At 37.8% G+C, this 13,439-nt stretch carries 13 protein-coding genes; 4 read left to right on the top strand and 9 right to left on the bottom strand.

The window, feature by feature from the left end:
• Window positions 1-2: 2 nt before the first annotated feature.
• Together AC59HC_RS12985 and AC59HC_RS12980 are read right to left on the bottom strand one after the other, a co-directional pair.
• The gene (locus AC59HC_RS12985) at window positions 3-461 is read right to left on the bottom strand and encodes a hypothetical protein (protein WP_496558760.1); all 459 of its coding nucleotides are present in this window, start codon (window positions 459-461) and stop codon (window positions 3-5) included.
• A 69-nt stretch (window positions 462-530) separates the two neighbouring features.
• On the bottom strand, window positions 531-1,121 hold the full coding sequence (locus tag AC59HC_RS12980) for a TetR/AcrR family transcriptional regulator (RefSeq protein ID WP_496558759.1): 591 nt from the start codon (window positions 1,119-1,121) through the stop codon (window positions 531-533).
• A gap of 151 nt (window positions 1,122-1,272) precedes the next feature.
• Between AC59HC_RS12980 and AC59HC_RS12975 the strand changes: the two genes are divergently transcribed.
• Window positions 1,273-2,493: an MFS transporter gene (locus tag AC59HC_RS12975; RefSeq protein ID WP_496558758.1), complete on the top strand. Its 1,221-nt coding sequence runs from the start codon at window positions 1,273-1,275 to the stop codon at window positions 2,491-2,493.
• A 60-nt stretch (window positions 2,494-2,553) separates the two neighbouring features.
• On the opposite strand, the gene pdeM is transcribed toward AC59HC_RS12975, so the two are convergent.
• The 6 genes from pdeM to AC59HC_RS12945 all read right to left on the bottom strand — a co-directional run bounded on the left by pdeM (window position 2,554) and on the right by AC59HC_RS12945 (window position 10,647).
• On the bottom strand, window positions 2,554-3,198 hold the full coding sequence (gene pdeM / locus AC59HC_RS12970) for a ligase-associated DNA damage response endonuclease PdeM (RefSeq protein ID WP_496558757.1): 645 nt from the start codon (window positions 3,196-3,198) through the stop codon (window positions 2,554-2,556).
• A 48-nt stretch (window positions 3,199-3,246) separates the two neighbouring features.
• Window positions 3,247-3,849, bottom strand: coding sequence for a 2,3-bisphosphoglycerate-dependent phosphoglycerate mutase (locus AC59HC_RS12965; protein ID WP_496558756.1), 603 nt, complete (start codon window positions 3,847-3,849; stop codon window positions 3,247-3,249).
• 128 nt (window positions 3,850-3,977) lie between these two features.
• Window positions 3,978-6,431 carry a ligase-associated DNA damage response DEXH box helicase gene (locus AC59HC_RS12960; protein WP_496558755.1) on the bottom strand — a complete coding sequence of 818 codons (2,454 nt, stop codon included), beginning with the start codon at window positions 6,429-6,431 and terminating at the stop codon, window positions 3,978-3,980.
• Between the two features lie 19 nt (window positions 6,432-6,450).
• Window positions 6,451-8,031 carry an ATP-dependent DNA ligase gene (locus AC59HC_RS12955; protein ID WP_496558754.1) on the bottom strand — a complete coding sequence of 527 codons (1,581 nt, stop codon included), beginning with the start codon at window positions 8,029-8,031 and terminating at the stop codon, window positions 6,451-6,453.
• Complete coding sequence (locus AC59HC_RS12950; protein ID WP_496558753.1) at window positions 8,028-9,050, bottom strand: ligase-associated DNA damage response exonuclease; 1,023 nt, start codon at window positions 9,048-9,050, stop codon at window positions 8,028-8,030. The genes AC59HC_RS12955 and AC59HC_RS12950 overlap by 4 nt, the downstream gene beginning before the upstream one ends.
• A gap of 139 nt (window positions 9,051-9,189) precedes the next feature.
• Window positions 9,190-10,647 (bottom strand): S41 family peptidase, encoded by a 1,458-nt coding sequence (locus AC59HC_RS12945; protein WP_496558752.1) that lies wholly within the window; start codon window positions 10,645-10,647, stop codon window positions 9,190-9,192.
• A gap of 196 nt (window positions 10,648-10,843) precedes the next feature.
• Here AC59HC_RS12945 and AC59HC_RS12940 point away from each other — a divergent pair, with 196 nt between their 5' ends.
• Genes AC59HC_RS12940 through AC59HC_RS12930 form a run of 3 tightly spaced genes read left to right on the top strand, consistent with a single transcriptional unit; the run spans window position 10,844 to window position 12,863 of the window.
• The gene (locus tag AC59HC_RS12940) at window positions 10,844-11,635 is read left to right on the top strand and encodes an SDR family oxidoreductase (RefSeq protein WP_227942082.1); all 792 of its coding nucleotides are present in this window, start codon (window positions 10,844-10,846) and stop codon (window positions 11,633-11,635) included.
• A 4-nt stretch (window positions 11,636-11,639) separates the two neighbouring features.
• Entirely contained in the window at window positions 11,640-12,041 is a 402-nt protein-coding gene (locus tag AC59HC_RS12935; RefSeq protein WP_343638465.1) for a GlcG/HbpS family heme-binding protein, read from the top strand.
• Window positions 12,042-12,059: 18 nt separating this feature from the next.
• Window positions 12,060-12,863: a helix-turn-helix domain-containing protein gene (locus tag AC59HC_RS12930; RefSeq protein WP_496558751.1), complete on the top strand. Its 804-nt coding sequence runs from the start codon at window positions 12,060-12,062 to the stop codon at window positions 12,861-12,863.
• A gap of 123 nt (window positions 12,864-12,986) precedes the next feature.
• Here the strand turns inward: AC59HC_RS12930 and AC59HC_RS12925 are convergent, their stop codons facing one another.
• On the bottom strand, window positions 12,987-13,433 hold the full coding sequence (locus AC59HC_RS12925) for a PPC domain-containing DNA-binding protein (protein WP_496558750.1): 447 nt from the start codon (window positions 13,431-13,433) through the stop codon (window positions 12,987-12,989).
• Window positions 13,434-13,439: the final 6 nt, after the last annotated feature.

Below are 13,439 nucleotides of genomic sequence, written 5' to 3'. Positions count from 1 at the left end.
AATTATCTGAAATAAGGTCTGTTTGCAAAAGGAGAAAATGGCCAGGGAATGGCAATGAAAATAATGATCAGCGCACAGGAAAACCAAATGCCCATCGTTTTGAATTTTTCTTTATCTGAAAGCTTTCTTTTAGCCAGCGCAGAACCAATTGTGATAATGACAATCGCTGTAATCATCAGTACGATATGGATTAACCCGAAAAACAGATGTTCAAATGAATCTTTAGCTTCATTAAAATGTTTCCAGAAGTATTGAATCACAGGGCTTTTGAGATAAAAAATCATTCCTGTAATCAGTTGGATATGAGCAATTGTAGCGGTCCAGTGTCTCACAGAATTATCTGTTGCTGTAAATTTCCTGTCTGAGAAATATCCTTTAAAAGCCCGGAAAATTGCGTAGACTAAACTTATTAAAACCAGCCAACGGGTTTGGGAATGTAAAAAAGTCAGGGTTTGATACATGGGTTATTTTTTGAACAGAGCAAAGGTAAAACAAAAACATACTAATTAGTATGTTTTTTAATAAAAAAATTACTGAAGGCTTTTAAAATAAGACTTAAGCCCTTTTAAATAAGTGAGATATACTTCTTTTGAATTTTCAAGTTTGCCCAGATTTCTTACTCCCCAATACCCTGAAATCACAAAAACACTCACTTCTTTTGCACTTACTTCTTTTTTGATTAATCCGGCATTTTTACCTCTTTCAATACTTTCTGCAAGCGCCAGTTCCCATTCTTTTGACAGTTCATGAAGAGCGTGGGTAAAGGCGTTATGCCATGGAGCCATTTGCTGCACAAAATTGGAAGTAGGGCAGCCGTATTCCACTTTTAAAAAATCATTTTCCATCAAAAGATGGTGCATGATATCATAAATGCTTTTTAAAGGATCCGGATTGTTGTGAAGAGTGTTAATGAAAGTTTTTCTGAAGTTGGGTTTCATCAGATCTGTGATAATTGCCAGCCCCATTTCATCTTTGGTTTTAAAATGATAATAGAAAGCACCTTTCGTCACCTGAGTCGTTGCAATAATTTCATCAATGCTTGTAGTCTGAAAACCTTTCACATAGATCAATTCGAACGCTTTCTGGAGAATAGTAAGACGGGTTGCTTCTGATTTCTTCATTAAAACTGCTGATTATTGTTGCAAAGAAACAAATTTTACAGGGAAAATAAAACTATCATTATTCTGATACTTTGATAGAATTTAAATAATTTTTATAATACAAATATTCATCGGAAATTTGCCTTGTCAATATCAACAAAATTACAAGACAATGAATTTTCAAAAAGAAATACAGATCAATACTGAAGCACAGACAGCCAAAAGAGGTCTTCCTGCTGCTTTATGGGCATTAACAATAAGTGCCTTCGGAATAGGAACTACGGAATTTGTCATTGTAGGACTTCTTCCCACAGTAGCTTCAGACCTTGGAATTACCATTCCTTCAGCAGGGCTTCTGGTAAGTCTTTATGCGATAGGAGTAGCTATCGGAGCACCGATCTTAACAGCACTCACAGGGAAAATGCCGCGTAAGATGCTGCTGGTATCGATCATGCTGTTATTCGTTATTGGAAACGGGCTGGCTTCTATTGCTCCCAGCTTTATAACTTTAGTGCTGGCCAGAATACTTACAGGATTGGCCCATGGGGTTTATTTTTCTATAGGTTCTACCATTGCAGCTTCACTGGTTCCTGAAGAGAAAAGAGCTACCGCAATTTCCATCATGTTTGCCGGGCTTACACTCGCCATAGTAACGGGAGTTCCCCTGGGAACATTCATAGGACAGCATTTCGGCTGGAGAGCGACTTTCATCGGCGTTTTGATCCTTGGAATTATCGGATTGTTTGCCAGTTTATTATTGGTGCCTAAAAATCTTAAGAATGGAAAAACAGCTTCTTTAAAAAGCCAGTTTAAAGTACTGGGCAACAAGCGTTTGATATTTGCTTTTTTAATGACCGCAATGGGATATGGAGGTACGTTTGTGGTATTTACGTATCTGTCACCTATTTTACAGAAAATTACAGGATTTCAGGAATCTACAGTCACTTTTATTCTTTTGATTTATGGAATTGCGATTGCTTTAGGAAACCTGATTGGAGGAAAAGTAGCCAATAAAAATCCTCTGAATGCCCTTTTATGGATGTTTGCTGCACAAGGACTGGTACTGCTGGCATTTTATTTCACCGTAAACAGCCCGGTTTTCAGTATCGTTACACTTTTTCTTCTGGGAGCATTATCATTTGCTTCGGTTCCCGGACTTCAGCTGTTGGTAGTCCAGATTGCAGAAAAAGAACTGCCCGGAACTGAAGACGTTGCTTCGGGGATTAATATTGCTGCTTTTAATATTGGTATTGCCATCGGATCTTATGCAGGAGGAATGATTGTGACATCCTCTTTAGGACTGGCAAGTACACCATGGATAGGAGCTTTGTTCCTGTTGGTTACGGTTTTAATAACCATCTACAGTATCCGTTTAAGCAAGAAAAATATATAGTTTTTTACCCATGTCAAGGTTTGAAACCTTGACATGGGTATTTTTAGATAATAAAAAAAATTAAATCTCATAAATATCCGCATCCGTAAACACAAAAAATGTACTTTTCTTAGGCAGATTTTTCGTGTCCAGCCCTGTGAATTCACTGAATGCAGGCAGTAATAACTGATTGCTGCTTAAAGCAAAACAGGGAAGCCTGATATTCTTTACTGCAGAATTCAGTACAATTCCCGGATGGATATGTCCGGTAATCTGAAATCCGGATCTGGATACATCAAAATCATGAATGAACGTAATATCATTTATTTCCAGCCATTCAGCTTTATGATTAAAACATAACTTTTTTTCCAGCGTTTTTGAAATCCGGTCATGGTTTCCTTCAATAAGATAAAACTGAATATCAGGATATTGATTTTTCCATATACAGAATTCATCCACATCAGAATTGTCTCCGGCATGAAGTAAATCTCCGACCACTAAAAACTTTTCCGGCTGAAAATATTCAATCAAAGCGGACAATCTTTCCAGATCACTTTTCATAATATGATTGGCCAGTGCAATACCGTTTTTTCGGAAATGAGCGGTCTTTCCAATGTGAAGATCGGAAAGAATCAACGCTTTTTCTTTTTGCCAGAATGCCGCCCGCTGATTGGTCAGAATGAAAGTCTCATTTTGGATGGAAATATTTTTAGTTGCTATAAACACTTGATAGATTGAAAATTGAAGGTTTAAAGGTAAGCTATTTAAACCGGATCAGCTAACTTTCCGGCTGACGTGAAATTTTTCATCAAAAATATAGGTCAGAGGAAAACCGGTAGCAATCTCTCTTTCTAAAATCTCTTCGGGAGAAAGATGCTCCAGATACATAATTAAGGCACGAAGGCTATTTCCGTGGGCTACAATTAATACATTTTTGCCTTGTTTCAATAACGGCTGTATCTCTCTTTCAAAATAAGGGATCACTCTGTTATAAGTATCTTTAAGACTTTCTCCGCCTGGCGGAACTACATCATAAGATCTGCGCCAGACGTGAACCTGTTCGGCTCCATATTTCAGCGCGGTGTCTGCTTTATTTAATCCTTCAAGGTTTCCATAACGGCGTTCGTTGAGTGCTTTATCTTGAATGACAGGAATATCAGGATTTCCAATGACATCCAAAATGATAGAGAGGGTATGCTGTGCTCTGATGAGTGCAGAAGTAAAAGCGATATCAATTCTTTCTCCTTTCAAGGCAATACCTGCTTTTTTTGCTTCTTCGATACCCACTTCTGTTATATCGATATCTTTCCAGCCTGTAAATCTGTTTTCAAGATTCCAGAGTGACTGTCCGTGACGGACCAGGAACAACTTCTCCATTCTAAATTGTATTAAACTTCTATAAGATATATTCTAAGTTACGATGATTATTTAAGCTTATCAAGAAAATTAACATAGAATATTAGGCTAAGAATAGGATTAAAATTGAAGGAAACTTAGGAATTCATTTATGAAATATCACTTATATCAGACAGTTTCAACATTCTTTTAATTCTCGCATCCAGACCTTCGCTGGACAGCGTTTGTCTTAAGCTGTCTACTTTAATCGGAAAACTCAGTGGTGTAAAGGAACGGGAATGTTTTAAAATAATTTCCGATTTTTCAATTCTTTTAAAAGCCTCTACAAGCCTTTGTTCCTGAAGCTGCATATTAAAAACTTCTGTATACGCCTGCTTTATTAAAAAATGATTGGAATCATGATCCTCCAGTACTTTAAAAATTAATCCTGCAGAACTTTGCAACGATTTGTTGGAGCGTTGCTGTCCGGCATAATTTTGAATGACCATTCCTGAAATGACGGCAATATCACGGAACTTCCTTCTTGCCATTTCCGCAGAATTGATGCTTGCAATGACATCATTCATCAGGTTTTCTCTGGTTAAAATCTGCTGTAGATTATCCTCATTTAAAGGGATTTCCTTATCGCTGAACAGCTCAAATCCATAATCATTCATGGCCATGGAAAAGGAAATAGGAGCGAGCTTTGAGATACGATAGGCAATCAGAGCGGCCATGACTTCATGCACAAGACGCCCTTCAAAAGGATACATGAACAAATGGTAACCTTCACGGTTCTTGATCATTTCCACCAGAAATTCATCTTCTTTGGGAATATGGGAACGGGTTTCCTGATTGATCAGTAAAGGATGCAGAAACTTCAGTTCTTTTTCAGAAGCTTTCGGACTTAATGCATGGGAGAGTTTTTCTCTTAAAAAATGACCCAGATTGGAACTTAGCGGCAGCCTTCCGCCAAGATAACTTGGAACTAAAGCTCTTCCCTTAGCGGCTCTTACATAGACTGTCATATCTTTAATCATGGCGACCTCGAGCGTTCGTCCGGCCAGAATAAATTTTTCTTCTTTTTTAAGTTTTGAAATAAAATATTCTTCAATCATTCCAATATAGCCTCCGGATATGAATTTCACTTTCAGCATGGCATCACTTACAATCACGCCCATATTCATCCGGTGAAGCATTGCAATTTTCCTTGAAGTGACTTTATACAGACCGTCTTCCATAATGACGATCTTGTGGAATTCTTCATAGTTTTTTAATACAGTGCCGCCAATGGTCAGGAATTCGAGAATGCTTTTCCATTCCTCATCCAGCATTTCCTGAAAAGCATACACTTTTTTGATTCTTCCATAGAGTTCATCAGGATAAAAGCCATCTCCAACAGCCAATGTCATAAGAAACTGAACCAAAACATCGAAACACAGAACCTGTGGTTCCCGTGGTTCAACAACTTTTTGTTTTACGGCTTCTTTTAACGCTGAAACTTCGATCAGCTCTAAAGAATGGGTTGGAACACAATATATTTTTGAAGTTTCAAAAGGGGAGTGGCCGCTGCGTCCTGCTCTTTGAAGGAAACGGGCAACTCCTTTGGCAGATCCAACCTGAATAACGGTGTCTACAGGCTTAAAATCAATACCCAGATCGAGGGATGATGTGGAGACAACAGCTTTTAACTTTCCTGAACTTAAGTTTTCCTCAATCCAGATTCTTAAATGAGCATCAATAGAACTGTGATGAATGGCAATCTGGCCTGCAAAATCAGGATGTGCATCCAACAATAACTGATACCACATTTCACTCTGACTTCTGGTATTCGTAAAAACAATGGTAGATTTTGAATCCAGAATAATGGGAACTACTTTATCAGCGAGCTTATTGCCAAGGTGCCCGGCCCATGGTAATATTTCAATTTCATTGGGAAAAACCGGGATAATATCTATCTTTTTGTGCTCTTTGGCGGTTATTTTTGTTTTTTTAATATCATAGGGAATAAGCACGTCCATGGCTTCATCCAGATTTCCGATTGTTGCCGTAATTCCCCAGATCTTCATTTTTGGGGTATATTTTCTAAGCTGTGAAATACCGAGTTCTACCATCACACCACGTTTTGAACCTAATAGCTCATGCCATTCATCCACAGCCACGCATTTCATATCGGTGAAAAAGCGTTCATTATTTTTCTGAGCGAGAAGCAAATGAAGACTTTCAGGGGTTACCACAAGAATTTCCGGCATTTTTTTCACCTGCTGCTGTCTTACTTTGGGATCGGTATCTCCGTTTCTTACACCTACCGTCCAATCGAGCCCGATTTCATCAATAGCTTCCTGCATCGCTTTTGCAATATCTTTGGAAAGAGAACGAAGAGGTGTTATCCAGATCATTTTCAATCCTTTTTTGTAATGTTCTGGATGATTGAGAAAGTCTGAAATCAAGGCTAAAAACACGGAAAAAGTCTTCCCAAAACCGGTGGGAGCAACCACCATTCCGCTATATCCGTTTCCAAATTTCTTCCAGGTTTCCAGCTGAAATTTAAAAGGGGCAATACCTTTATCGGTCATCCATTGCTGGATGATCTTTAATCCGGTGGTATGTTCAAAAGCTGCCAATTTATATTTGATTAAAATACTATTGTATTAATTTTTTAATTTCTTCCAAATCATCAATCTCATCTACCGTTTTGTCTTTTCGCCATCTTACAATTCTGGGAAAACGGAGGGCGACACCACTTTTATGACGGTTGCTGAATCCTATTCCTTCAAAAGCAATTTCAAAGACCAGTTCTGCTTTTACAGTTCTTACAGGACCAAATTTTTCAATGGCATTTTTGGTTACAAACCGGCTCACCTCCATGATTTCCTTGTCTGTTAATCCGGAATAGGCTTTAGCAATAGTTACCAATGTATCACCGTTTTTCACGGCAAAAGTATAATCGGTGTAGTAAGCACTCCGCCTGCCGCTTCCTTTCTGAGCATAAATCAGGACCGCATCAATGGTTAGCGGATTGATTTTCCACTTCCACCAGTCGCCTTTTTTCCGTCCGGAATGATAGGGAGAATTTTTTTGTTTCAGCATCAGTCCTTCACTGTTTATTTCCCTTGAATTTTCACGAAGAGCATCCAGTTCTTCCCATTTCTCAAAATACAGACTTTTTGAAATACTGATATTTTCGGGCTTTTTATTCCATAATAACTCTTCAAGAAGAGCTCTTCTTGCGGAAATAGGCTTTTCTCTCAGGTCGTTATTTTCAAGTTCCAATAAATCATAGACAAAAACTTCAATCGGAATTTCCGAGAGCATTTTTTTTGTTAAAGTTTTTCTGTTTAATCTTTTCTGTAATTCATTAAAATTTAAAACCTTACCCTCCTTTACCGCAAGTATTTCTCCATCCAGTACAAAATTACCTTTCATGGCTTTTATGACTTCTGTGATTTCAGGAAATTGTTCTGTAACAAGTTCTTCACCTCTTGACCAGATGAAAACTTCGTCATTTCTTCTGATGATTTGTCCGCGGATTCCGTCCCATTTGTATTCTACCAGCCATTCGTCGGGATTTCCCAATTCTTCAGCCGGTTTTTCCAGAGGATAGGCAAGGCAGAAAGGATAGGGTTTTGAATTGTCAGGATTCACATTTTCCGCATCAATAAGTTCTCTGAAGGAAACTTCATCCGGCAGCCATTTTCCCATTAAGCTGTGCATCAGGGCACTCGGTTCCTGGCCGGAAAACCTGGTCAGGGCATTGATCAACGTTTTGTCTGATACTCCGATTCTGAAGCTCCCGCCAATTAATTTATTGAAAATCAGACGTTCGGTATAATCCAGGCCATTCCAAGACTGCAGTACAAATTCTTTTTTTTCTGCATCTGTCCTGCCTTTTAAACTTACGATATCATTCATCCATTCTGATAAAGTACGTTCTATTTTTTCCTTGGGAGGAGGCAGTATTAAGGATAATGTTTCTCCCAAATCGCCAACAGAAGAGTAAGATTCCTGAAACAGCCAGTAAGGAAGCCGGGTAATTTCCAGTGCCCAATCTTTCATGTAATTGGTATTGACATTTCTTTTGGGCCTTTTCCCGGTAAATAAGGCGATAAACCATACTTTGTCTTCATCAGGAGCACGTTCCAGATAATCGATGATGGCATCAATTTTAGCGTTGGTCTTATTGGTGGTTTCCAAAGCGTTGATAAGTTCTGCAAAATGTCTCATGATTCCGGGGTTTCAAGGGTTTCTTTTTCAGATTCTTCTTCATCCTCACCATATAATGTTTCGACCACATCAGATTGGATTCCGATTTCGTTCAGATATTTTGAAAAAACTTCGGTTTGTCCGTGCGTTACGTGTACAAGCTCTGCTTCTGTTGCTTTCACAGTCTGTAACAATCCTTTCCAGTCTGCATGATCACTCATCGCAAATCCTGCGTCCGCACTGCGCCATCTTCTGGCACCGCGAACCTGCATCCAGCCGGAGCATATTGCAGTAGCCGGATTCGGAATCTTTTTAATTACGTTGCTGTCGAGTAAAGCAGGCGGAACAATCACAATTTCGTGTTCCACTTCTTTCGGACGTTCCCTGAAATCTGCAATGGTATATTCAGGAAGATCAATTCCCACTGCTTCAAAGGCTTCATTCAGTTTTCCGATGGAATAGTGAACGTATATTTTTCCCAGTTCTTCCACGGCTTTCATAATACGCTGGGCTTTCCCGAGAGAATATCCAATGAAAACAGAGGTTTTGTTATTTTCTTTATTCTTCAGTACCCAGTTCTGAAGTTTATTATTTAAATCCGGAACTTCCAGCCAGTTGTAGATGGGAAGCCCAAAAGTACTTTCTGTCACAAATTCATTACATTTTACCAGCTCAAAAGGAGTGCTCAATCCATCATTCTGAACTTTATAATCTCCTGAAATTACGGTTACATATCCTTTATATTCAAGCATTATCTGTGCAGAACCAATGATATGCCCTGCAGGATGAAGCGAAAGTTTTACTCCGTTAATGGTAATAACTTCTCCATATTCCACGCCCTGGCATTCGATATCCGGTCCTATTCTTTGGTACAAAATAGGTTTTGTAAAATGATGACAAAGGTATTTTTTCATTCCCCAACGGGCATGATCGGCGTGGCCATGGGTAATAACCGCCATATCCACGGGTCTCCAGGGATCAATATAAAATTTCCCTTGCGGGCAGTAAATTCCTTTTTTAGTAAATGTGATTAATTTCAATGGTGTGACTGGTTTACAAAAATACGCTTCAAAAACTTAACCAATTTTAATAATATGGTATTTTTTATTAAGTAAAAACTGATTGTTTTACGGAAAAACATCAAAAAAAGCTGTCTCCATTTGAAAACAGCTCATTATTTTATTTTTCATTCAAAACATTGTTTACATAATCAATCCATTGATAATCTGGGATGGACTGATCAATGAAATAGTCAGGCTGAATGCCTTTTCCATCAATGGCCATATCCGGAATACGGAAACTTTTGGAGAGCGAATATCCCAGTTTAAATTCGTTGCAGGGTGAATTTACAAAATACATATTGGAAATATCCAGCACTCCGGCAGTAGTTGTTCCAAAGAGTTTTACCTTTTTACTTTGTCTGGCAACGAGTAAAAACTCTTCTGCAGTACTACCATTTCCATTATTGATGATAATTCCTACATTTTTAGGGTAAGGAGAAATTTTATCCATCTTATTGATTCCTACAGTACTTCCATCATCCTGTAAACTTACATACTTACCCAGATTCTGGCTGAGTTTATCATACGCTTTTTTCAGATATTCTCTTTCGTCTTCCGGTATTCCGTATTTCTGGTAATTTTCATAAAGATCCAGCATTCTCTGATTATTCAGTTTCGTAGAATAAAACTGCGTTCTGACACTTCTGACAGGATTGGTGTAGAGATAAGGAATAATTTTAGCAAAACTGTTATCACTACCGCCTCCGTTATACCTGATATCAATAATAAGATTTTCCGTACTTTCGATTTTAGATTTGTTGGCTGTAATTACGCTGTCTATATCTTTTTTCAAAGCCCCGTTGAATGAAGGAATCCTCAAAAGCAATGTTGTTTTGTTAAGTGGTTTCAGAAAAGGTTTTTGAGCCTTTATTGCTTCATAGTGTGTTTCAATTCCTTCTTCCTTTTCAAATGCAGGGGAAACTCTTCTCAGGATAAAATCATTGATTTCAAGATAGTTTTTTCCCACCAAACGTATGCTCTTTATTTCCTGACCGGATTTATTTCTTACATAGAAAGCTCCTTTCGACCTGTCGGCACTGAAAATCAGTTTTAAGTCATTGGGTTTCCAGTTTTCAGCTCCGGATTTGATGATAAAACCTTTGTATACATCTCCAAATTTTTTAATCCCTATGGTATAAGGTTCGGTTTCCCAGATTCCTTCAATATCAGAATCTTTTTTAGAAACAATTTCTTTTTTAAATTTATCAATATCTATTGTTACCGTTTCTGTTTTTCCATTTGTGGTTGAGGCTGGTGCTTGAGACTGAGATTGCTGATTACTTTTTTCGATCATTCTGATGGAAAAATGCCCGGATCTGAAGAATGTAAGCCAATCATAAATAGTCTGGGTACATTCCGTATCAGATTTTGCATTTTTGATTTTTTTCAGAAAATCATCGTTATGGGCCTGGTAAGCTGAAATTCCCTTTTTATCAATGATATACTGATATCCGGCATCATTTTCTTCAAAAGTCTTTTTTACCCACTGATAATTACTTTCACAATTACAGTTTTGAGCATAGCTAAAAGAAGAAGAGGAGATAAAAATTAAAAGGAGTATTTTAATTTTAAGCATAGGTTGGTTTTTAGTTTTTAAAGGTTACAAATTTAACGATAAATCTATCTTTTTATGATGTAAAAAGAGGTTATTAAACAAAATCTTATTCCACTGTTTTTTTTTTGAGCTTTTCAGCAATATAAAAATGAACCTTGAGCCAATATTGCCCTTTGAAAAATTTTTGAATTTTGGAGCATCATTAAAAAAGAATACAATGAGTAAAACAATTTTAATTACAGGCGCAGCAAGCGGATTTGGAAAGATTGCTGCTTTCGAGCTTGCTAAAAAAGGGCATCAGGTAATTGCTACTGCACAGATCTATCCTCAGATGAGTGATTTAATCCGTGAAGCCAAGGAACATGGAATAACCTTGATCGTGGATAAACTGGATGTAACCAACCCAAGAGATGTGGAGTATATTGTAAAGAAATACAATGATATAGATATTCTGATCAGTAACGCAGGAATTATGGAGGGAGGTCCCATTGCAGAACAACCGGTAGATATTATCCGTTCTATGTTTGAAGTGAATGTTTTTGGTGCGTTGAATCTTGCACAGGGTTTTATCAAAAAATTTGTTGAAAAGAAAAGCGGGAAGGTTGTTTTCACCTCTTCAATGGGAGGTTTATGGACTGTTCCTTATGTTGCTGCTTATTGTGCTTCAAAACATGCGCTGGAATCTATTGCAGAAGGTTTAAGAACTGAACTTGCCCCATTCAATATCAAGATTGCAACCTGTAATCCGGGTGTATTTGGAACAGGTTTCAATGACAGGGGAGTAGATTCTATTTTCCACTGGTATGATCCGAAAATCAATTTCACTCCGGAATCTGCTTTTGATGGAGCTGCAGAATCTTTAGCGCACCAGCTTGATCCTCAATCTATGGCTGAAGTAATTGTAAATGTAGCTTTAGATGACAACAGTAATTTCAGGAATGTACATCCAAAGGAGACTGAAGATTTTGTAAAACAGCTTCAGGCAGATGCATGGAACACAAAAAGCTAATCATATGGAACTGAATTATAAAACTGCCGAAAAAGTCTTACATGCAGCAAAGGAAAAAGCATTATTGATGAATATTCCTGTGAGCATTGCCGTGGTAGATAGCGGTGGACATCTTATCGCATTAGCCAGACTGGACAGTGTTTACGGAGTGATTGATTTTGCCCTTAAAAAAGCAAGAACGGCGGCTATGTTTGGAGTTAACAGTGATATCATGGAAGAAATCATTTCAGAAACAGGTGTCCATGGCTATGGAATGCTGAACTCTAACGGAGGGCTTCTGACTATCGCAGGCGGTGTCGTATTACAGGATAAAGCCGGAAAGATTATCGGCGCAATAGGTTCTTCAGGGGGAACTCCGGAACAGGATAAAGAAATTGCCGAGGCAGGAGCGCAGGCTATTGCGTAAATTTCAGATATTTGTATCATGGAAAATACTTCTGAAATCATATTTGATAAACTGGTTTATTCATGCGCATTTGAATCTTACAGAGGTCATGAAGAGTTTATTCCTGATTATTTTCTGGGTTTTCAGATTTCAGGAGAAACGCATGCTTTTCATGAACAGGGGAAAACTGTGATCAAAGAAAATACAGTAGTTCTGGTGAGGAAAAATCAACTGATCAGAACGATCAAATATCCTTCCGCTAACGAAAAGTATCAGTTTATTTCTATTACGCTTGATGATGAAACATTAAGACAGTATGCCACGGAGAACAGAATAGCAGCAAATACACCTTTTCCGGGTAATCAGCAGTTGTTTTTTGAGCCTGATGATTTCTTTGGGAGTTATTTTGCTTCTCTTATTCCTTACATCAATAAAACAAAGGAAATTCCTCCAAAGTTAGCGGTATTAAAAGTGAAAGAAGCCATAGAGTTACTTTTGCTGAGCAATCCGGATTTTAAAAATCTTCTTTTTGATTTTTCCGGGCCTCATAAGATTGATCTTGCAGAGTTTATGAACAAAAACTATATGTTCAATGTTTCCGTAGATGCTTTTGCAAGGCTTACGGGACGCAGTCTTTCCGGATTTAAAAGGGATTTCAGTAAAATATTTAAAATGGCTCCCAAACAGTGGCTGAAAGAAAAAAGACTGAAGGAAGCCTATTATTTGATTAAAACTCAGGATAAAAAGCCTTCAGATATTTATCTTGATCTGGGCTTTGAGAATTTATCTCATTTTTATTCTTCTTTTAAAAAGAAATTCGGAGTAACGACTACGGAGCTTTAAGCATTGCTGGTTTGCCGTAAATGCAAAGACACAGGAAATACTCTTGTGTCTTTGTATTTACCTTTATGTAACGAATAAAACATTCAATAAATATTTGATTACAAATACTACACAAGAACCGGATTATTTTTCAAAATCATAAAAGTTGATTCCTGTTTCTTCATTTTTAATTTTTACAACTCTCGTTGCCAAAGGGTAAAAAATAAATTCTCCGGCACCCTGAATTTTTGCCTCCAGAAGGTGTCCGGCCAAAGCTGTGTAATCTTGTCTTCCGAGCGTAATGTGAAGGTGCAGGGTTTGTTTTCCTTCTATTTCAGAAACATTTCCGGAAATATTGGTGACTTCCATCTGTTCTTTGAAAGTCCTGTCCACATATTTTTTGGTGGCCGGATTAACGAAACGGAGAGTGGCTTCACTCACAGCTCCTATTCCTGTTACTTCTCCCGCCCGGATATTCTGATTCTGGATAAAGTCGGTTAAAGTTTCTACAATATTGGAATGATTTTCAATACTAACGATGTAAATATGATCCACTTTCCTTGCAGACCAATGGTTTCCTTTATAATTCATGATTTC

Source organism: Chryseobacterium sp. DZ-32, assembly GCF_059587025.1.
Note: the sequence above shows the minus strand (reverse complement) of the source record. Positions and strands in the feature narration are given on the sequence as shown.